The organism is Salinicola sp. DM10, from assembly GCF_017306975.2.
In the GTDB taxonomy this organism is placed as follows: Bacteria; Pseudomonadota; Gammaproteobacteria; order Pseudomonadales; family Halomonadaceae; genus Salinicola.
On record NZ_JAFLEN020000001.1, the window covers coordinates 1915206 to 1933799 of the forward strand.

Genomic DNA, 18594 nt, shown 5'->3' on the forward strand with positions numbered 1-18594 from the left:
AAAACTTGCAAATTGCATCGACCCGTCGGCGGTGGTGGGTCGTGTAGGATTCGAACCTACGACCAATTGGTTAAAAGCCAACTGCTCTACCAACTGAGCTAACGACCCTTACCGACTGGGCGCACATACTAATGGTAAGCCTCGGAGCAGGCAAGCGTTTTTTCCCACCTTCCCGCGCCGGTTGCACACCGCGGGTCCGATGCCCAGCACCCGCCAGGCCTTCGTCAAGAGCCCACCAGGAACACGCCGATAATTCGCCAAGAGCCGACGAAGGCCCCAAGCCGAACCCGCGTCGCGCAGACGCGGGGTCGGCCATGGTCAAACCGCGGCGAGATCAGGCGTCGCGGCGCGGCCGCCGCGGCTTCTTCATCGCCGTGACCGGGCGCCGCTTGTTCTTGTCGCGGCTCCAGCGATTCTTCTCGTCCGGGGTCAGCTCCGGCACCTTGCGCGGCTCCAGCCCGGCCATGGTGGAGAGTTCGTCGATCTCGTCCTGGGAGAGTTCGAGCCACTCGCCGGCCTTGGCGCGCTTGTCGAGGAAGATATTGCCATAGCGCACACGCTTGAGCCGGCTCACGGTCAGCCCCTGGGACTCCCACAGCCGGCGCACCTCGCGGTTGCGACCTTCGAGGATCACCACGTGGAACCAGGTGTTGATGCCTTCGCCGCCGAACTCCTGGACATCGGTGAAGCGCGCCGGGCCATCCTCGAGCATCACGCCCTCGACCATATTGACCACGTGCTCGCGCTGCACTTCGCCCATGACCCGCACGGCGTATTCGCGCTCGATCTGGTGCGACGGGTGCATCAGCCGATTGGCCAGCTCACCGTCGGTGGTGAACAGCAAAAGCCCGCTGGTGTTGATGTCGAGACGCCCGATCGCGATCCAGCGCTCGCCCTTCAGGCGCGGCAGCCGCTCGAACACGGTGCGCCGCCCTTCCGGGTCCTTGCGCGTGCACAGCTCGCCTTCCGGCTTGTTGTACATGATCACCCGGCGCGGCACCTCGTCGTTGGCGCGCAGGTTGACCGGCCGGTCATCGAGGGTGATCCGGTCGCGCATGCCGACCCGGTCACCCAGGGTGGCGACACTGCCGTTGACCTTGACGCGCCCGGCGCCGATCGCGGTCTCCATCTCGCGGCGCGAGCCGTAGCCGGCCCGGGCCAGCACTTTCTGCAGTTTTTCGGTATTGGTGTCTGTCATGGGTCTATCGATGCCTCATCGGCTGCGGGAAGCCAGGCTCAGGGATCCTGTTCGTCCGAGGCTTCCGGGGTGTCCGCGCCCGTGGCGTCGGCGGTGGAGTCCGGCTCCACCGCCTGGCGCTGGCGGGCGCGTTCGGCCAGACGTGCGTCGAGCTCGGCAAAACTCAACGACTGGCCGGGGGACGCCGTCTCGGCGTGCTCGTCTGCGTCGGGCACTGCCGACGCTGCCGAAGATACTGTCTGTTCGTCGCCGCTCGGCGTATCGCTCTCCGCCGCAAGGCTCTCGCTCTCCGCCGCAAGGCTCTCGCTTTCCGACGCCGGGCTCTCGCTCTCCGACGCCGGCGGTGTGTGCAGCGCGGTCTCGAAGGTCTCGAAATGCTTCAGCTCGTGCATCGGCGGTAGCGCATCGAGACTCTTCAACCCCAGGGCGTCGAGAAAGGCCCGCGTGGTGGCATAGACCGCCGGGCGCCCAGGGACGTCACGCTGGCCCACGGCGCGTATCCAGCCGCGCTCGATCAGGGTGCGCATGATCGAGCTCGACACCGCCACGCCGCGCACTTCTTCGATGTCGCCGCGGGTCACCGGTTGACGATAGGCGATCAGCGCCAGGGTCTCCAGCAGCGCCCGCGAGTAGCGCTGCGGGCGCTCGTCCCACAGCCGCGAGACCCACGGCGAGTAGCGCTGGCGAATACGCACCTGATAGCCGGACGCGGACTCCATCAGCTCCAGCGCTCCACCCGCCAGCAGCCGCTCGGAGAGCTTGTTGAGCGACTCCCGGATCGCCGCCCGCGAGGGCGGCTTGCCCTCGTCGAACACCGCCTCGATCCGCTCCAGCGACAGCGGCTCACCCGCGGCCAGCAGCACGGCCTCGAGAATCTCGTCGAGCGCCGGCGTCAGGTAGGGATCGGTCAGACGGTTCATGGTATCGCTTCGCTATCGCTGCTGTCGGCCGGACGACGCGCCGCTGTCGCTCACGCCATCGGTCTCGAAGGCCGGCTCGTCCGCCGCGGCGTCTGTCATGTCGTCGGCGCCGGCCTCCAGCGCCAGCCGCGCACGCACGTGGATCGGCGAGAGCGGCGCATTCTGCACGATTTCGATCATCGACTCACGCGCTAATTCGAGAATCGCCATGAAGGTGACGATCACCCCGGCGCGCCCTTCGCGGGGGGTGAAAAGCGCCTCGAACGGGGTGAATTGGTCGGCACGCAGCCGCTGCATGATCGCCTGCATGCGATCCCGGGTCGACAGCGCCTCGCGGCTGATACGGTGCGACTGGCGCAGGTCGGCACGCTTAAGCATCTGCCCCAGCGCGCCGAGCAGCTCGCCCAGCTCGACGTCCGGATGCACCACCCGCGGCGTGAGCGTGGGCAGCGCCGCCTGGGCCGGATGCCAGTCGCGGCCCTGACGCGGCAGCGCGTCGAGTTCCTCGGCGGCGAGCTTGAGCTGCTCGTACTCCTGTAGCCGGCGGATCAGCTCGGCGCGGGGGTCCTCCTCGTCGTCATCCTCCGCCGCCTTGGGCGGACGCGGCAGCAGGCTGCGCGATTTGATCTCGGCGAGCATCGCCGCCATCACCAGATACTCGCCGGCGAGGTCGATCTCCATCGCCTGCATCAACTCGACGTACTCGACGTATTGATGGGTGATCGCGGCGACGTTGATCGCCAGAATATCCAGGTTATGGCGCCGGATCAGATAAAGCAGCAAGTCCAGCGGCCCCTCGAAGGTCTCGAGAAAGACCTTGAGCGCCTCCGGGGGAATGTAGAGATCCTCGGGCAGCTGGGTCAGCGTCTCGCCGTTGACCCGCACCACGAAATCCAGCGGCAACTGCTCGGGTGACGCCGCCTTGGCGGCATCGGGTTCCTGCTCGGAATCAATCACGCGCATGCCGCCTCTCCGCCGAGTGCTGGATGAAATCGCTCAACGCCAATCCGCCAGTCTAACAAGGGATGGCGGACGGCGGGATAACGCAGCCGCGGATAGCGCGCCGGCATCCGGTATCTCTATCGCAGGAGATAGCGCCCCAGAAATGCATCCACCTCTGCCGCACAGATACCCTCGACGACCTCGACGCCGGCATCCGACAACATATTCAGACCCAGACCATCGTTTCGCGGGTCGGGGTCCTTCAACGCGACCACTACCCGAGAGATCCCTCTTCTTATCAAGGCTTGGGCGCACGAGGGCGTACGCCCGTGAAACGAGCAGGGCTCCAGAGTGACATAGGCGGTCACATCATGAAGAGGGCCCGCATAAGCGGCCAATGCGGCGGCTTCGGCATGATGCTGCCCCGGAGACTGCGTATGGCCCACTGCCACGACCTGCCCTGATCGGACCAGCACACACCCGACCGGTGGATTCGGCAGACACGCAGGTATCGCCTTGCGGGATTCCCGCATTGCGAGACGCATGAAGTCTTTATGCGACGAGGTGGGGAATATCTCTGCGGAGCTGGTCACAAGGCGCCCCCAGATGCTTTGCGCGCCGCCTGATGATCCAGCGAACGCCCTTCCTGCAGCGCACGCTCACCGCGCGACGGGCCTTCGAGTAGCGCCAGGCGCCGCTGCATGAACTCGTAGTCGTCGATATCCACCAGGTAGGCGGAAGGCCTGCCGTGCTCGGTAATCATCACGGGCTCTTTCGACATACGCAGCTCGCCAAGAATCTGCGTCGCGCGGCGCTTGAGGTTGGTTACCCGCTCGACTTTCATCGCTATATCTCCCGCATTCGCGCACGACACATGACGCCTCGATGGCCGCCACAAGAGAGCGTGTCGTGACTAGCCGCTAGCGTATCACTCGCAAGCGACACCGACACTCGCCCTCAGCGCCCCTCACGAGCGAAGCGCCGATAGCGAAACTCGGCGTCACGACTGGCGTCGACGATAGCCAGCGTCTGGACCTCGTCGTGATAGGGCGAACGCTCGCACACCGGGTCCATCTGGCTGGCGTCGCCGGTGAGTGCGAGCGCCTGGCAGCGGCAGCCGCCCCAGTCGATCTCGCGCCGTTCGCAGCTCTGGCAGGTGTCCGGCATCCACGCCGTGCCGCGATAGGCGTTGAACGCCGGGCTGTCGTACCAGATCTCGCCGAGGCCGTGTTCGCGCACGTTCCAGAACGCGAGGCCGGGAATCGTCTCCGCCGCGTGGCACGGCAGCACGCGCCCCGCCGGGGTGACATTGAGCGATTGCCGCCCCCAGCCGTTCATGCATGGCTTGGGCAGGCGCGCATAGTAGTCCGGCACCACGGCATCGATCACCAGCTTGCCCGCGAGCCGTTCCCGCGCGGCTTCGACCAGCGCCAGCGCCTCCATCACCTGCTCGCGCGGTGGCATCAGCGCAGCGCGGTTCTCCAGCGCCCAGCCGTAGTACTGGGCGTGGGCGATCTCCAGGCGCCGTGCGCCCAGGTCGAGCGCGAGTTCCACCAGCTCGGGCAGTTGGTGCAGGTTGTGGCGGTGGATCACGCTGTTGAGGGTCAGCGGCAGGCCGGCGTCGGTGACCTCGGCGGCAAAGGCGCGCTTCTTTTCGAACGCGCCGGGCAGATTGGCGATGCGATCATTGACCTCGGCAGTGGCGCCCTGGATCGAGAGCTGCACGTGGTCGAGCCCGGCCTCGGCCAGGGCGTCGAGCCGCGCTCGCGAGAGATTGACCCCGGCGGTGATCAGATTGGTGTAGAGCCCGTGCTCGACGCAGCTCGCCACCAGCGCTTCGAGGTCCGACCGCGCCGCCGGCTCGCCGCCGGAAAGATGCACTTGCAGCACGCCCAGCTCGGCGGCTTCGGCGAAGACACGCTGCCAGGTCGCCGTGTCGAGCTCGTCGCGCTTGCGCGTCAGTTCGAGCGGGTTGGAGCAGTACGGGCACTGCAGCGGGCAGCGGTGGGTCAGCTCCGCCAGCATGCCGAGCGGCGGCGCGGGACGGGCGGAATCATCGAGATGACTCATGCCACGTCCAGCACTTGCTTGAGGATCAGATCGGCGAGCATGGTGCGCACGTCAGCGAGAATGCGCTCGCGCGGGGCCGCGAAGGTGGCGGCCAGATCATCGACGATGGCGCCGATGGCGCGCTCGCCGTCGACCCGCGAGAGAACCTCACGGGCCACCGGATCGAGCTGGAACACGCGCTCCGGCGCGAGCAGCACCCAGCCGCCGCGAGCCTTGTCTTCACGCAGTCTCACGCCGCGTGGCAGACGTACGATCGCCTCTTCGGCGAGTGCTGGCGCGGATGGATTCATGTCGGCTGCCCCCGCGTTTCAGCCTCGCCGTTCCAGGCTCCCGGCGGGACTTGGCCCGTCCCTTTCGAACCGGAGCCGACGTAGGCGTGCTGGAGCGCATCGAGCATGGCCCACAGCACGCTGCACTTGAAGCGCAGCGCATCGATCACCGCCTGCTGCTGGTCGGCACGCTGGGCGTGGCGCTTGACGTAATCCAGCGCCATCTCCGCATCCCGCGGCGCCTGGGTCAGGCGCGGCTCGAAGTAGGCCAGGGTCTCGGCCGAGACGAAGTCATAGTGAGCCAGCATGCCGCGCACCCGCTGGCCGATCACCATCGGCGAGAACAGCTCGGTGAGCGAAGAAGCCACCGCCTCCAGCAGCGTGCGGTCGCGCACGAAGTGGGTGTAAGCCTCCACCGCGAAGCGCGTGGCCGGCAGGATGCCGCGGGTCGAGACCACCAGCTCACGCGCCAGCCCCAGGCCATCGGTCAGCTTAAGCCAGCGCGCAATGCCGCCCTCGCCCGGCGCCTCGCCGTCATGGTCGACCAGCCGCGCACGCCAGATGCGGCGCAGCTCGGGATCGTCGAGACGCGCGATCAAGGACGCATCCTTGATCGGGATCATCGCCTGGTAGTAGTAGCGATTGAGCGCCCAGGCCTGCACCTGGCGCTTGTCCAGCTCGCCGTTCTGCAGCATCAGCTGGAACGGATGGCGATGGTGATAGCGGGTCTCGCCCACCTCGCGCAGGCGCGCTTCCAGCGCTGCCATGCTCAGGGGTTCGACCAGATCGGGATGGTTCTCGACTTTCAGCTGCGACACGCAAGCTCCATGCCGTCGTAGGCGATTTCCCAACCCGCGCGCTCGGCCTGGGCGCGCTCCGGCGAGCCCTCGATCAGCACCGGGTTGGTGTTGTTGATATGCACGAAGACACGCCGGCGCACCGCCAATCCGGCGAAGGCGGCGATACTGCCCGCGTCGCCCGACATCGACATGTGTCCCATGCGTGCGCCGGTCTTGACGCCGACACCGGCAGCGATCATCTCGTCGTCGCGCCATAGTGTGCCGTCGAACAGCACCAGGTCGGCGCCCTCCAGCCGTGCGGCCAGGGCCGGGGTCATCGCCGCACAGCCGGGGATGTAGTAGACCCGCGAGCCGGCACCGATGAACTCCACGCCCACGGTATCCTCGCCCTCGACGCCGATCTCGACCGTGTCGCCTTCCAGGTAGAGCGCGGTCTTGCCCGGCACCGCGAAGAGTTTTGCGCTGACGCCGTCGAGCAGCTCGAAGGCGGTTTCCAGGGCCACCGGCTCGCGGGTCACGCATTCTGCGTTGAGCACGCCGAAGATCGGGTTGGTCTCGAGCACCGCCTGGATCGACGGCGTGGCCAGTAGCCGGAACGGCGAGCGCTCGCGCAGGTTGAGCAATCCACCGATATGGTCGACGTCGGCGTTGGTCAGCAGCACGCTGCGAATCGGGGTATGGCGGTCACCGTGCTGCGGCTGCAGCACCGGGTTTTGTCGAATCTGGGCGAGAATCTCGGGGGCGCAGTTGATCAGCGCCCACTGCTCGCCATCGCGACTGATGGCAATCGAGGATTGCGTGCGCGGGGTGATGCGAGGGTCGCCAGCCCAGGCCAGGCGGCACACCTCGCACCGACAGTTCCACTGCGGGGAGCCGCCACCGGCGGCCGCCCCCAGCACGCGAAGCCGCAGACCCGCGGCTTCGCCTGCACCTGCTGCCGAACTCAAAACTCGGCGGGCATGTAGTCGTTGATTTCCATGCCGACGCAGATTTCCTTCACTTCCGGGGTCGTCCAGCTCATGGCGAGCTCCTTGAATCGAGTGGCGTGGCGCTCCAACGAACGCCTGTGCATTCTAGCCAATCCGACCCGACTTCGTGAAACAATTAGCCGGTAAACGGTTCTCTCCGTTCAGCCATCCGCCGACTCGGCGGTGCGATAGCGCCCGGCATAGTCGAACAGCTTCTCGCCCAGACGCCAGTAGCGGCCGCTCTTGCGCGCAATGACGAAGTCCGGCGCCCGCAGGCGATGCGCTTCGGCAGCAGCCTCGTCGGCCGAGGCCGGCTGCCAGTCGCTGCCCGGAGCACGTAGATGCTGGCGCAGGAAGACCCGCGCGAAGACGTGGCGCTGGGCTCGGGTCTCGAGGCCGAACCACTCATCCAGGGTGTCACCATCCTCATCGTGGTAGGTGACCTTGAGACGCGGCACGCCGCGGCCGTTAGTGGTCGCCTGCAGCTGCATGCCGCTGACCCGCAGCACCTTGGCGTGTTTGAGCTTGAGCGCATCGCGCAGCTTGTCGTCGGGGTCGACCAGGCGCTCACCGCAGTGGCCGCAGGCGCGTGCAGCGATGTCGTTCTCGCCGCCGCACTGCTCGCACACCTTGAAGCGGAAGCGAAAGGTGCACTGCACCTTATTACTGGCGCCCGAAGCCGCGCCTCGGCTTTCATTGGCGCCCGCCCCCACGCCGACACCGGCTGACGCGTCCGGGTTCGACCTGTCGTCTTGCGCGCCGGGTTGGGCGCGACCGACAGCGTCGCGTGTAGTGCGCGCGCGGTCATGGGCGAGTGTAGAGAACACCAGCCCCTGGCAGCGGCGGCCGTGATGCTCGATCACCAGATCGCCATCACGCTTGCCCCAGAAGGTGTTGGCGAAGCCGCACTCGGGGCATTCGACCTGGACCGGCTCGCTGTCGCTGTCCGGGCGCGCCTGGTCGATCTCGGGGGCGTAGAGATCCCACGGGTTGCCGGCGTAATCGAGCACCAGACAGTCGCGCTTGCCCGGCGATAACCGCAAGCCGCGGCCGACGATCTGCTGATAGAGCCCCACCGACTCGGTCGGTCGCAGGATCGCGATCACATCCACATGGGGGGCGTCGAAGCCGGTAGTGAGTACCGCCACGTTGACCAGATACTTGAGTTCGCGTGCCTTGAAGGCGGCGATTAGTCGCTCGCGCTCCGGCCCCGGCGTCGCCCCGGTGACCAGGGCGCTGGCCTCCGCCGGCAGCAGCCCCAGCACCTCCTCGGCATGCGCCACGGTGGCGGCGAAGATCATCACGCCCTCGCGGTCGCGGGCGCGCTCGATCACGTCGGCCACGATCTGTGGCGTGGCGCGGTTGCCCTGGACCACCCCGTTCAGGTCGCGCTCGGCGAACTGGCCATTGCGCTGCGCCGTGAGCTGCGAGAAATCGTAGAACGCCAAGGCGGCGTCGAGGCGCCGCGGCTCGGCCAGATAGCCCTGGCGCACCATCACCCGCAGCGGCTGCTCGAATACGCAGTCGCGGAAGAAGGCGTCCTCCGGCCCCTTGACCATGCCGTGGTAGTGGCGGTGGTAGAGAAAGCCCTCGCCCAGCCGGTAGGGGGTGGCGGTCAGCCCCAGGATCTTGAGATTGGGCCGCGCCTGGCGCAGCCGGGCGATCACCTGGGCATAGCTCGATGATGCCCGCGCCCGCGCCGCAGCACTCGTCTGTGCCTCGGTCTCCGCACCACCGTGGCGCAGCGCGACCCGGTGGCACTCGTCGATCACCAGCAGGGTGAAGTCACCGGCGGCGAACGCCTCGAGGCCGTTGACCACCGACTGCACCGAGCCGAACACCACCTGGCGCGCGCTCTCTTTGCGCTTGAGACCGGCGCTGAAGATATCCGCCTCTAGCCCGTAGGCGAGGTACTTGGCGTGGTTCTGCTCGACCAGCTCACGCACGTGCGCCAGCACCAGTACGCGCCCCCGCGCACGCCTGGCCAGCTCGGCGATCACCAGCGACTTGCCGCTCCCCGTGGGCAGCACCACCACCGCCGGGTCGTCACTGCCGCGAAAGTGGGCGATGACGTTGTCGACGGCCTGGATCTGGTAGGGGCGGAGTTGGGGGGCGCTGGCAGACATGGCGCGAGGGTAGCACGCGCACCGCCGCCGGGCAGCCGCGCCTGCCGTGGCAACACCGCAGCGCACACGGTCAGGCCCTGGCCGGCGATCTCGCTTACACTGGGGGGATCGCCTTCGAGCCGGGCCGTGTCGCCAACGGCATCACCGCTCATGGCTCGAAGCCTGATTGACTTGATTTAGCGGAGCGCCACCATGTCATCCGAACAGACGCCACTGGCGCAATACATAGAGCGGCTGCGCGCCGAAGAGATCGATATCGAAGCCATGGACGAACAGGCCGCGCGCCTGCGTCAGGATCATCTGGAGTTCGTGCTGGTGGTAGCGGCCGACGAGCCGGCCTTCTTCCAGCTGATGCTGCCCGGGGTGTGGCAGGCCGCCGCGTCGACCAATCGTCTACGGCTGCTGGAGACCGCCAACGACGTGATGAACACGATCAAGGCGGCCAAGCTGGTGGTCCACCAGGAAGCGGTGCACGTCAGCGTCGAGCAGTTCGTCAGCGGCCCCGAGCAGGGCGCAGCGCTGATTCCCGGGCTGATGGAGCTGCTCAAGAGCGCGGTGGCCGAGTTCCAGGAGCGGTTGGGGATGGGCGAGGCACCGCGCATTCATTAGCGCCGCCTGACAAGATGGCGTTCGCCGGGCTTTCCGTCCTCACCCAGGGTTGCGTGAGCCCAGCACCACCCGCACCTAAGAGTCATCGACTGCATAGACACCCCCATAGACAACCCAGGAGAGCCGCATGGCCGATACCCCCTATTTCGTCGTGATTGCCGAGTTTCAGATCAAACCGGGTCAGGTGCCGGCCTTTCTGGCGCTGGCACACAACGACGCCAGCGAGTCGCTGGCCAACGAGGAAGGCTGTTTCACCTTCGACGTGCTGACTCCCGAAGGCAGCGAAGACCTGGTGGTGCTGCACGAGGTCTACCGCGACCGTGCCGCTTTCGAGCACCACACCACCATGCCGCACTATGCCCCGTTCAAGGAGGCCTCCGCCCCGCTGCTGGCCGCCGAGCCCAAGGTGCGCTTCTTCCTTACCGCCGAACGCCCGTCGGCCTGAGCCCTTCGCGCTGAACTCTCCTCACCCGGCGGCGCTGGCCGCCGGATGCATGGCCCGGCTACACTCGGCGCCTCCCCGAGCCAAGTGGATGCCGAGCCATGTCTCATGCCCCCGAGCCGATCGTTTTCGGCCCCGCCCCACTGACCCTGGAGGCGGTGGTCGCGCTGGCCGAGCGCCGTGCCCCCTCAATCCTGGACGACGACCCGGCGTGGCGTGCACGCATCGCCCGCGGCGCCCAGGCGGTCGAAGGGCTGCTCGACCGTGAGGGGCAAATCTACGGCATCACCACCGGCTACGGTGACTCCTGCGTCACCGCGGTGCCACTGAGCCAGGTGGCGGCATTGCCGCGTCAGCTCTACACCTTCCACGGCTGCGGCCTGGGCCGTTTTCTCGAGCCCGAAGCCGCCCGGGCGGTGCTCGCGGCACGCCTGCAGTCGCTGTGCCAGGGCGTCTCCGGGGTGCGCTTCGAACTGCTCGAACGGCTCCACGCCTGCCTGCACGAGGACCTGCTGCCGCGCATTCCCGAGGAGGGCTCGGTGGGGGCCAGCGGCGATCTGACGCCGCTCTCCTACATTGCCGCCATGCTGTGTGGCGAGCGCGAGGTGATCTGGCGTGGCCGGATGTGCCCCGCCGCCGAAGCCCACGCCGAGCTGGGCTGGGCGCCAATGACCCTGCGCCCCAAGGAGGCGCTGGCGCTGATGAACGGCACCGCGGTGATGACCGCGCTGGCGTGTCAGGCGTTCGCCCGCGCCGAGTATCTGCTGAAGCTCGCCACCCGCATCACCGCCCTCAACGTGGTGGCGCTGCGCGGCAACCCGGCGCATTTCGGTGCGCGGCTGTTCGCCGCCAAGCCGCATCCCGGCCAGGGCCAGGTCGCCGCCTGGCTGCGTGCCGATCTTGAGAGCGAGACGGCCGTACCGCAACAGCGCCTGCAGGACCGCTACTCGCTGCGCTGCGCGCCGCACGTGCTGGGGGTACTGGCCGACAGCCTGGGCTGGCTGCGCGGTTTCATCGAGACCGAACTCAACAGCGCCAACGATAACCCGCTGATCGACCCCGACTCGGGGGAGGTGATGCACGGCGGCCACTTCTACGGCGGCCATATCGCCTTCGCCATGGATAGCCTCAAGACCCTCACCGCCAACGTCGCCGACCTGCTCGACCGCCAGCTCGCGCTGCTGGTCGACAGCCGCTACAACCACGGGCTGCCGGGCAATCTCTCCGGCGCCCCGGCCGAGCGGGCGATGATCAATCACGGCTTCAAGGCGGTGCAGATAGGCGCCTCCGCCTGGGCCGCCGAGGCGCTCAAGGGCACCCTGCCGGCGAGCGTCTTCTCGCGCTCCACCGAGTGCCACAACCAGGACAAGGTGAGCATGGGCACCATTGCCGCCCGCGATGCCCTGCGCGTGCTCGAACTCACCAAACAGGTCGCCGCGGCGACACTGCTGGCGGCGCTGCAGGGGGTTCACCTGCGCGCTGACCCGCTGCCCAAACCGCTGGCCACCATGGTCGCGACGCTGCGTGAGGATTTCGCCCCGGTGGGCGAGGACCGCGCCCTGGATGCCGAGCTGCGTCACTGCCTGACGCGGATCCGCTCACGCCACTGGCCGCTGTACGCCTCCTGAAGCGGCAACGGCCGCGTCGGCTCAGAAACGCTTGGCTGAATAGGGCGCTGGCTCGATGTAGGGCGTCTCGCCGCACATCATCTCCGCCAGCAGCCGCCCCGAGGCCGGCCCCAGGGTGAAGCCCTGGTGGGCGTGGCCGAAGTGGAACCACAGCCCGGCGTGCTTGGGCGCCGGGCCGATCACCGGTTTCATGTCCGGCGTGCACGGCCGCGCGCCGAGCCACGGGGTCTGCTCGACCGCATCGCCGATCGCCAAAAGCTCGCGCGCGACGCGCTCGGCCTTGCTCGACTGCAGCGGCGTGGCGCGGGCGTCGAGACGTGCGAACTCGGCCCCGGTGGTGATGCGCAGGCCGCGATTCATCGGCGCCAGCATGATGCCGTTCTCGGCATCCAGCATCGCCATGCTCAGCGGCGTCGGCATGTCGTAGTGGCGGTGGTAGCCGCGCTTGACGAACAGCGGCAGGTGGTAATCGAAGCGCCGCAGCAGCTCGTCCGACCAGGGGCCCAGCGCCACTACCGCCTCGGCGGCCTCGACCGGCCCTTCGCTGGTGGTCACCCGCCAGCCGGCGCCGTGACGTTCGAGGGTCGCGGCGTCACCGCTGACGAAGGCGCCGCCGCGGGCCTGGAACAGGCTGGCGTAGCTCGCCACCAGCGCGCCGGGGTCGCGTACCGACCACGGCTGGGTCCAGTGCACTGCACCCGCCAGGCGCTGGGTCAGCCCGGGTTCCAGCCGCGCCAGCTCGTCGCCGCTGACCGGGGCATGCTCGACCCCGTACTCCTGGGCCAGCCGCTCGGCATTGGCCAGGCCCTTCTCCAGCGCCTCCTGGCTGCGGTAGGCGGTGCGCCAGCCGCTCTTGCGCACCAGCGCCCCGGCGCCGGCCTCCTCGATCAGGCTGTCGTGCTCGCTCAGGCAGTGGGCGATCAGCCGGCTGTACTCCCGCGCCACCTGGGCGTAGCGCGACGGCGAGGACCACCACCAGTACTGCGCCAGCGGCGAGGCCAGATGCGGCAGCGCCGAGGGGTGGTAGTTGACGTCGATGCCGCCCTTGCGCGCGACCTTGAAGATCATGCGGCTGTCGTGCGGGAAGGGGTAAGGCTCCACCGCCTCGCGCTGGATCAGGCCGGCGTTGCCGTAGGAGGTCTCCTCCCCCGGTGCGCGGCGATCCACCAGCACCACGTTGCGCCCACGCCGCTGCAACTGCAGCGCGGTCGACACCCCGATCATGCCGGCCCCCAGCACCACCACATCCGCTTGCATAGCCACTCCTCAGCCCTTGAACACCTACTTAGCCCTTGAACAACTACTTAGCCCGTGAACACCTACTCGGCCCTTGAACACGCCAACGGCATCGCCCATGGGTCAGCGCCGATGCCGCCCCAGTGACGAACCCCGTGCCGCATCCTGTCATACCTGTAGCAGTCGATGATAACAGCAACCCCGGCGCAACCAAGGTCTGCGGGCGCGAACACTCGCGCCCTCGGGGTCGACGCCAGCGTCAGCCTCGGTGGTCTGGACTTTACGCAGGCCGACTCGCCATGATGCGGTGATCACCGGTCAAGCTCATGGCCCCGCTCGGCGCCGTGCCGGCGCGACTTTGGCGTCTTCCCCCGGCCACGCAGGGCTGGGTCGGCCGGTCCATGCCATCAAACGGAGAGTTCCATGCGCAAGCGTATCCTGGCCTATCGCCGTCTCGACGAGCAGCAGCTCGACCAGCTCCGCGAGCGCTATCAGGTCGACTACTTCGGCAAGCTCGCCTCCGCCGACGACCCGGCATTCCGTGAGGCGCTGGGCCAGGCCCACGGGCTGATCGGCGCGGGGGTGAAGATCACTTCCGAGCTGCTCGACGCGGCGCCGAATCTCGAGACCATCTCGAGCATTTCGGTGGGCGTGGACAGCTACCCGGTCGAGGAGCTGACCCGGCGTGGCATCCTGCTCAGCCATACCCCGGACGTGCTCACCGAGACCACCGCCGACACCGGCTTCGCGCTGATCATGGCGAGCGCCCGGCGGGTGGTGGAACTGGCCGAGTACGTCAAGCGCGGCGAGTGGCAGGCGAGTATCGGCGCCGAGCAGTTCGGCACCGACGTGCATGGCAAGACCCTGGGCATGATCGGCTTCGGCCGGATCGGCCAGGCGATCGCCCGCCGCGGTGCGCTGGGCTTCGGCATGCGCGTGCTCTACGCCAAGGCCTCGCCCAAACCGGCACTGGAGCAGGAGCTGGGAGCACGCCACTGCGAGCTGGACGAGCTGCTGCGCGAGGCCGACTTCGTCTGTGCGATCGTGCCGCTCAACGCCGATACCCGGCACCTGATCGGCGTGGCCGAGTTTGCGCGCATGAAGTCGAGCGCGATCTTTATCAATCTGGCCCGCGGCGAGGTGGTCGACGAAGCCGCGATGATCGATGCCCTAGAACGCGGCGAGATCCGCGGCGCCGGTCTCGACGTGTTCGCGCAGGAGCCGCTGCCGGCCGACTCGCCGCTGCCGCGCATGGCCAACGTGGTCGCGCTGCCGCACATCGGCTCGGCCACTCACGAGACGCGCACCGCCATGGCCCAGCGCGCCGTCGACAACCTGCTGCTGGCGCTGGAGGGCAAACGCCCACTCAGCCCGTTCAACCCCGAAGCCTGGTCCGAACGGCTCGACTGAGCGCCAGCAAGGGCGCCAGGAAGGACGCGCTGACGATAGCCCAGCGGGGGCCGGCATGAGCAGGCGCCGGTACCCGCTCGGACCGAGGTCATCGGTTAAAGAGTGTGCAATTCGCGCCCAGCGGCACGCCCTGACTTGTCAAGCAGAATCTCGGCGACTAAAGTTGGAGAGCGTCATTGAAAACAGTGTTCCGTAACCTTATCTCAACAAAAGGGTCACGGTGCCGATAACCGGGATATTGGCGCGACAGCCACCGACTCACCGGCCACGGCCGCTCTGGTCACCCCTTTCACTGACAGCGCCCTCGAGGCGACCCATCATGCCCGACCCGCTCTGCTTGCTTTTCGATTGCGACGGCACTCTGGTCGACAGCGAACCGTTGTTGGCCGAGATCATGGCCAAGTACCTCACCCAGGCCGGCCTTCCGTTTCGCCCCCTCGATTACATGAACGACTTTCGTGGCGCGCGCTTCGGCAGCATCGTGGCGCATCTCGAACGCGCCTACGGCGAGATCGATCCCACGCTGCGCGAAGAGACCGAACGCGACATGCGCCGTGAGATGAACGAGCGCATGCTCAACGAGCTCGCGCCGATCGAAGGCGCCGCCGGTGCCCTCGATGCGCTGGGCGGGCTGCCGCGCTGCGTCGCCTCCAACGGCCCCGAGCACAAGATCCGCCGCGCGCTCGACAGCACCGGGCTGCGCCACTTCTTCGATGATCATATCTACAGCGCCTACAGCGTGGGCAGCTGGAAGCCCGACCCCGGCCTGTTCCTGCACGCCGGTCGCGACATGGGCTTCGACCCGGCCCACTGCGTGGTGATCGACGATGCCCAGGTCGGCGTACGCGCTGCGCTGGCCGCCGGCATGCGGGTGATACACATCAACCGCTTCCCCGAGCGCGAAGCCACGCCGGCGGGCGCCATCGCCATCGGCCACATGCGCGAACTGCCTGGGGCCGTCGAGCGACTGCTGCCGATGCTCGCCGCCAACCACGCCTGATAGCGGCTCGATCTGCCGCCGGGACGTCGGCGGGCAGCGCTCGTCCACCCCCGGCCGAGCGCGCTATCATGGCGTCTCAGCCATTGCAGCGGAGTCCTTCATGCCCTCCCTCCAGGATCAGTTGCGCGGTCTGGTCTACTCCACCGAGCACGGTGAGACCTGCCCCGCGTGCCGCCAGGCGCTCGCCGAGTGCCGCTGTCAGGCCGACGCCGAGGCCGAGCGGCTCGCCGCACTCGACGGGATCGTGCGTATCCGCCGCGAAACCAGCGGCCGCAAAGGCAAGGGCGTAACCACGATCGAAGGCGTCCCCCTCCCTCAGGAGGAACTCAAGGCGCTGGCCAAGGTATTGAAGAAGCGCTGCGGCACCGGCGGCGCGCTCAAGGCGGGAGTGATCGAGATCCAGGGCGACCATCGCGAGGTGCTCAAGCGCGAGCTGGAAACCCGCGGCTATACGGTCAAGCTGGCCGGCGGTTGAGGAATTTATCGCCGCCACCTGTGTCTCAATGCCAGCTTCCCGCTCGCTATTTCAGGAGATCGCATCCCATGCCGCTACCCGCCCTTTCGCGCGGTGTCCGTTCGGCCGCCGTCTTGCTGGCTGTCGCCCTACTGGCCGGCTGCGCCGGGGGACCGCAGTTCGAGACCCTAGCCGCCCGGGTGGTCTCCGAGAACCCGGTCACCCTGCCCGCCGATGCCACCCTGGAAGTGCAGCTCGAAGACGTCACCCACGGCGACGTGGTGGCCAGCAGCCGTTACGAGCAGCTCGGCCAGCTGCCGCTGCCGGTCACGCTGCAGTATCTGCCCGACGCCATCGCGCGTGACGACATCTACCAGCTCAGCGCCCAGATTCGCAGCCATGGACGCATCATCTACCTGAGCCAGAAACCGGTGGCGGTGTTCGGCCGCCAAGATCCCGCGGAGCCCGACATTCCGGTGGTGCCGACCGGGGCCGACGCGCTTGCCCCCTCGGCACCCTGAAGCGCTCACCCCAGCGGCATTGGCTTGATGCCCGAGCGAAAACCGACCACGCTGATTCGACTGTCATTCCTCGATGGAGACGAGCATGGAAACGCGTAAGCTACCCGGTACCGATATCGAAATGTCCCGCGTGGGCCTGGGCACCTGGGCCATGGGCGGACGCATGTGGGGCGGCACTGACGATCCCAATGCCATCCGCACCATTCACGCCGCCATCGATCAGGGCATCACGCTGATCGATACCGCTCCGGCCTATGGCTTCGGCCACTCCGAGGAGGTGGTGGGCAAGGCGGTTGCCGAGAGCGGCCAGCGCGAGCGGCTGGTGCTGGCGACCAAGGCAGGGCTGGAGTGGTACGACGACGACAGCCTGGCCCGCAACGCCACCGCCAAGCGGTTGGAAAAGGAGCTCGACGACTCGCTGCGGCGGCTCAAGACCGACACCATCGACATCTACCAGATCCACTGGCCCGACCCGCTGGTGGAGATCGCCGAGACCGCCGAGGCGATGGCGCGCTTTCATCAGGCGGGCAAGATCCGCGCCATCGGGGTCAGCAACTTCTCCCCCGAACAGTGCGAGACCTTCCGCGAGGTGGCGCCGCTGCATACGTTGCAGCCCCCGTACAACCTGTTCGAGCGCGACATCGACGAGCAGATCCTGCCCTATGCCGAAGACAACGACCTGACCCTGCTCACCTACGGCGCGCTCTGCCGCGGCCTGCTCAGCGGCAAGATGCACCGCGACTCCACTTTCTCCGGCGACGACCTGCGCAACAAGGACCCCAAGTTCCAGTCGCCGCGCTTCGCGCAGTACCTAGCCGCGGTGAAGGATCTCGAAGCGCTGGCCCAGGAGCGCCACGGCAAGTCGGTGCTGGCCCTGGCGGTGCGCTGGATTCTCGACCGCTCGCCCAACATCGTGGCGCTGTGGGGCGCGCGCAAGCCGGCCCAGGTCGACCCGGTCGGCGACATCAGCGGCTGGCAACTGAGCGATCGCGACCTGGCCGATATCGATGCGCTGCTCGCCGAGCACATCAAGGACCCGGTCGGGCCCGAGTTCATGGCCCCGCCGACCCGCCGCTGAGCGCGGCTGCTGGCGGCACCCGTGCCGCCAGCAGCGCCGTCAGCGTGGACCCGATCGGCGCGCTGACCTTGAGCGCATAGAGCGCATCGGCGCGCGTCCGCCCCAGGTTGAGACAGGCGATCGGCTTGCCCAACCGCGCCGCGTGGCGGGCGAAGCGATAGCCCGAATAGACCATCAGCGACGACCCCACCACCAGCATGGCCGGCGCCCGTTCGAGGGCGTCGAAGGCCGCCTGCACCCGCACCTTGGGCACGTTGTCGCCGAAGAACACCACGTCCGGCTTGAGAATGCCGACGCCACAGCGTTGGCAGTCCGGCACACCGAAATCCGCGAAATCGACACCCTCGAGATCGGCATCACCATCCGGTGCCACCGCCGCCGGCAGGTCGACCCAGCGCGGATTGCGCCGCGCCAGCTCGTCGTGCAAGGCGTGGCGCATCAGCGTCGCGCCGCAGTGCATGCAGACCACCAGATCGGCCTGACCGTGAAGGTCGATCACCCGCTGCGAGCCGGCGCGCTGATGCAGGCCATCGACGTTCTGGGTCACCAACTGCGAGATACCGCCCCCGGCCTCCAGCGCCGCCAGGGCGTGATGCGCCTCTCCCGGCCGCGCCGCGGCGAGGGCACGGAACCCGACCAGGCTGCGCGCCCAGTAGCGCTGGCGCACCGCTCGGCTGGCCATGAACGCTTGGTGGCTGACCGGCGGCGGTCGCTTCCACGCCCCGCTGGCATCACGGTAGTCGGGAATGCCGCTGGCGGTGCTCACGCCTGCCCCGCTGAGCACGAATAGCCCAGGATGACGAGCGAGGAAGGCTCCCAGCGCCTCGACGCCCGCCGCCGACGTGTCGCACATGCTTTTTGCCCTCGATCGGTGATAGAAAGGGAGACAATCTACTCCCAATAGACTGTGTCCCGTGGAGACA

21 protein-coding genes and 1 tRNA gene are annotated in these 18594 nt (G+C 67.8%); 8 read left to right on the forward strand and 14 right to left on the reverse strand.

Annotation, left to right across the window (positions count from 1 at the left end; all coding sequences use genetic code 11):
- Positions 1-32: 32 nt before the first annotated feature.
- From J0A90_RS08535 to J0A90_RS08590, 12 genes are all read right to left on the reverse strand, one after another.
- A tRNA-Lys gene (locus tag J0A90_RS08535) sits at positions 33-108 on the reverse strand.
- Positions 109-334: 226 nt separating this feature from the next.
- Positions 335-1198 carry a 23S rRNA pseudouridine(2605) synthase RluB gene (rluB, locus tag J0A90_RS08540; protein ID WP_106419304.1) on the reverse strand — a complete coding sequence of 288 codons (864 nt, stop codon included), beginning with the start codon at positions 1196-1198 and terminating at the stop codon, positions 335-337.
- A 38-nt stretch (positions 1199-1236) separates the two neighbouring features.
- Entirely contained in the window at positions 1237-2118 is an 882-nt protein-coding gene (gene scpB / locus J0A90_RS08545) for an SMC-Scp complex subunit ScpB (protein WP_207033514.1), read from the reverse strand.
- A 12-nt stretch (positions 2119-2130) separates the two neighbouring features.
- The gene (locus J0A90_RS08550; RefSeq protein ID WP_207033516.1) at positions 2131-3081 is read right to left on the reverse strand and encodes a ScpA family protein; all 951 of its coding nucleotides are present in this window, start codon (positions 3079-3081) and stop codon (positions 2131-2133) included.
- A 116-nt stretch (positions 3082-3197) separates the two neighbouring features.
- Positions 3198-3653 (reverse strand): bifunctional diaminohydroxyphosphoribosylaminopyrimidine deaminase/5-amino-6-(5-phosphoribosylamino)uracil reductase RibD, encoded by a 456-nt coding sequence (locus J0A90_RS08555; RefSeq protein ID WP_370635758.1) that lies wholly within the window; start codon positions 3651-3653, stop codon positions 3198-3200.
- Positions 3650-3904 (reverse strand): type II toxin-antitoxin system Phd/YefM family antitoxin, encoded by a 255-nt coding sequence (locus J0A90_RS08560; protein WP_207033520.1) that lies wholly within the window; start codon positions 3902-3904, stop codon positions 3650-3652. Before J0A90_RS08560 ends, J0A90_RS08555 begins: the two co-directional genes overlap by 4 nt.
- 113 nt (positions 3905-4017) lie before the next feature.
- The gene (gene pqqE, locus J0A90_RS08565; protein ID WP_207033522.1) at positions 4018-5130 is read right to left on the reverse strand and encodes a pyrroloquinoline quinone biosynthesis protein PqqE; all 1113 of its coding nucleotides are present in this window, start codon (positions 5128-5130) and stop codon (positions 4018-4020) included.
- A complete protein-coding gene (gene pqqD / locus J0A90_RS08570) occupies positions 5127-5420 on the reverse strand; it encodes a pyrroloquinoline quinone biosynthesis peptide chaperone PqqD (protein WP_207033523.1) in 294 nt (97 codons plus the stop codon). Before pqqD ends, pqqE begins: the two co-directional genes overlap by 4 nt.
- Positions 5417-6217 carry a pyrroloquinoline-quinone synthase PqqC gene (gene pqqC, locus J0A90_RS08575; RefSeq protein WP_233076624.1) on the reverse strand — a complete coding sequence of 267 codons (801 nt, stop codon included), beginning with the start codon at positions 6215-6217 and terminating at the stop codon, positions 5417-5419. Before pqqC ends, pqqD begins: the two co-directional genes overlap by 4 nt.
- On the reverse strand, positions 6205-7098 hold the full coding sequence (pqqB, locus tag J0A90_RS08580) for a pyrroloquinoline quinone biosynthesis protein PqqB (RefSeq protein WP_233076625.1): 894 nt from the start codon (positions 7096-7098) through the stop codon (positions 6205-6207). Before pqqB ends, pqqC begins: the two co-directional genes overlap by 13 nt.
- A 44-nt stretch (positions 7099-7142) precedes the next feature.
- The gene (gene pqqA / locus J0A90_RS08585; protein ID WP_207033525.1) at positions 7143-7271 is read right to left on the reverse strand and encodes a pyrroloquinoline quinone precursor peptide PqqA; all 129 of its coding nucleotides are present in this window, start codon (positions 7269-7271) and stop codon (positions 7143-7145) included.
- Between the two features lie 57 nt (positions 7272-7328).
- Positions 7329-9293: a DEAD/DEAH box helicase gene (locus J0A90_RS08590; protein ID WP_207033527.1), complete on the reverse strand. Its 1965-nt coding sequence runs from the start codon at positions 9291-9293 to the stop codon at positions 7329-7331.
- Positions 9294-9485: 192 nt separating this feature from the next.
- Here J0A90_RS08590 and J0A90_RS08595 point away from each other — a divergent pair, with 192 nt between their 5' ends.
- The 3 genes from J0A90_RS08595 (at position 9486) to hutH (ending at position 11972) form a co-directional block, all read left to right on the forward strand.
- Positions 9486-9902, forward strand: a complete 417-nt coding sequence (locus J0A90_RS08595) for a hypothetical protein (RefSeq protein WP_035477215.1) — start codon at positions 9486-9488, stop codon at positions 9900-9902.
- 127 nt (positions 9903-10029) lie between these two features.
- Positions 10030-10347, forward strand: a complete 318-nt coding sequence (locus J0A90_RS08600; protein WP_207033529.1) for a putative quinol monooxygenase — start codon at positions 10030-10032, stop codon at positions 10345-10347.
- Positions 10348-10445: 98 nt separating this feature from the next.
- Positions 10446-11972, forward strand: coding sequence for a histidine ammonia-lyase (gene hutH / locus J0A90_RS08605; RefSeq protein ID WP_207033531.1), 1527 nt, complete (start codon positions 10446-10448; stop codon positions 11970-11972).
- A gap of 21 nt (positions 11973-11993) precedes the next feature.
- Here the strand turns inward: hutH and J0A90_RS08610 are convergent, their stop codons facing one another.
- The gene (locus J0A90_RS08610) at positions 11994-13229 is read right to left on the reverse strand and encodes an FAD-binding oxidoreductase (RefSeq protein WP_207033532.1); all 1236 of its coding nucleotides are present in this window, start codon (positions 13227-13229) and stop codon (positions 11994-11996) included.
- Positions 13230-13631: 402 nt separating this feature from the next.
- Between J0A90_RS08610 and J0A90_RS08615 the strand changes: the two genes are divergently transcribed.
- From J0A90_RS08615 to J0A90_RS08635, 5 genes are all read left to right on the forward strand, one after another.
- On the forward strand, positions 13632-14618 hold the full coding sequence (locus J0A90_RS08615; RefSeq protein WP_207033534.1) for a D-glycerate dehydrogenase: 987 nt from the start codon (positions 13632-13634) through the stop codon (positions 14616-14618).
- Positions 14619-14937: 319 nt separating this feature from the next.
- On the forward strand, positions 14938-15618 hold the full coding sequence (locus J0A90_RS08620) for an HAD family phosphatase (protein WP_207033536.1): 681 nt from the start codon (positions 14938-14940) through the stop codon (positions 15616-15618).
- A gap of 100 nt (positions 15619-15718) precedes the next feature.
- Entirely contained in the window at positions 15719-16093 is a 375-nt protein-coding gene (locus J0A90_RS08625) for a translation initiation factor Sui1 (RefSeq protein WP_207033538.1), read from the forward strand.
- A gap of 68 nt (positions 16094-16161) precedes the next feature.
- Entirely contained in the window at positions 16162-16593 is a 432-nt protein-coding gene (locus J0A90_RS08630) for a YbaY family lipoprotein (protein ID WP_207033540.1), read from the forward strand.
- 85 nt (positions 16594-16678) lie between these two features.
- On the forward strand, positions 16679-17671 hold the full coding sequence (locus tag J0A90_RS08635) for an aldo/keto reductase (protein ID WP_207033543.1): 993 nt from the start codon (positions 16679-16681) through the stop codon (positions 17669-17671).
- Here the strand turns inward: J0A90_RS08635 and J0A90_RS08640 are convergent.
- Positions 17646-18524, reverse strand: coding sequence for an NAD-dependent protein deacetylase (locus tag J0A90_RS08640; RefSeq protein WP_207033545.1), 879 nt, complete (start codon positions 18522-18524; stop codon positions 17646-17648). The two genes, J0A90_RS08635 and J0A90_RS08640, sit on opposite strands and share 26 nt — an antisense overlap.
- Between the last annotated feature and the right edge of the window lie 70 nt (positions 18525-18594).

Bases quoted from the DNA above. Each gene is read 5' to 3' on its own strand.
- rluB (WP_106419304.1), bottom strand. From the start codon at position 1,198: ATGACAGACACCAATACCGAAAAACTGCAGAAAGTGCTGGCCCGGGCC.
- scpB (WP_207033514.1), bottom strand. From the start codon at position 2,118: ATGAACCGTCTGACCGATCCCTACCTGACGCCGGCGCTCGACGAGATT.
- J0A90_RS08550 (WP_207033516.1), bottom strand. From the start codon at position 3,081: ATGCGCGTGATTGATTCCGAGCAGGAACCCGATGCCGCCAAGGCGGCG.
- J0A90_RS08560 (WP_207033520.1), bottom strand. From the start codon at position 3,904: ATGAAAGTCGAGCGGGTAACCAACCTCAAGCGCCGCGCGACGCAGATT.
- pqqE (WP_207033522.1), bottom strand. From the start codon at position 5,130: ATGAGTCATCTCGATGATTCCGCCCGTCCCGCGCCGCCGCTCGGCATG.
- pqqD (WP_207033523.1), bottom strand. From the start codon at position 5,420: ATGAATCCATCCGCGCCAGCACTCGCCGAAGAGGCGATCGTACGTCTG.
- pqqA (WP_207033525.1), bottom strand. From the start codon at position 7,271: ATGCACAGGCGTTCGTTGGAGCGCCACGCCACTCGATTCAAGGAGCTC.
- J0A90_RS08590 (WP_207033527.1), bottom strand. From the start codon at position 9,293: ATGTCTGCCAGCGCCCCCCAACTCCGCCCCTACCAGATCCAGGCCGTC.
- J0A90_RS08595 (WP_035477215.1), top strand. From the start codon at position 9,486: ATGTCATCCGAACAGACGCCACTGGCGCAATACATAGAGCGGCTGCGC.
- J0A90_RS08600 (WP_207033529.1), top strand. From the start codon at position 10,030: ATGGCCGATACCCCCTATTTCGTCGTGATTGCCGAGTTTCAGATCAAA.
- hutH (WP_207033531.1), top strand. From the start codon at position 10,446: ATGTCTCATGCCCCCGAGCCGATCGTTTTCGGCCCCGCCCCACTGACC.
- J0A90_RS08610 (WP_207033532.1), bottom strand. From the start codon at position 13,229: ATGCAAGCGGATGTGGTGGTGCTGGGGGCCGGCATGATCGGGGTGTCG.
- J0A90_RS08615 (WP_207033534.1), top strand. From the start codon at position 13,632: ATGCGCAAGCGTATCCTGGCCTATCGCCGTCTCGACGAGCAGCAGCTC.
- J0A90_RS08620 (WP_207033536.1), top strand. From the start codon at position 14,938: ATGCCCGACCCGCTCTGCTTGCTTTTCGATTGCGACGGCACTCTGGTC.
- J0A90_RS08625 (WP_207033538.1), top strand. From the start codon at position 15,719: ATGCCCTCCCTCCAGGATCAGTTGCGCGGTCTGGTCTACTCCACCGAG.
- J0A90_RS08630 (WP_207033540.1), top strand. From the start codon at position 16,162: ATGCCGCTACCCGCCCTTTCGCGCGGTGTCCGTTCGGCCGCCGTCTTG.
- J0A90_RS08635 (WP_207033543.1), top strand. From the start codon at position 16,679: ATGGAAACGCGTAAGCTACCCGGTACCGATATCGAAATGTCCCGCGTG.
- J0A90_RS08640 (WP_207033545.1), bottom strand. From the start codon at position 18,524: ATGTGCGACACGTCGGCGGCGGGCGTCGAGGCGCTGGGAGCCTTCCTC.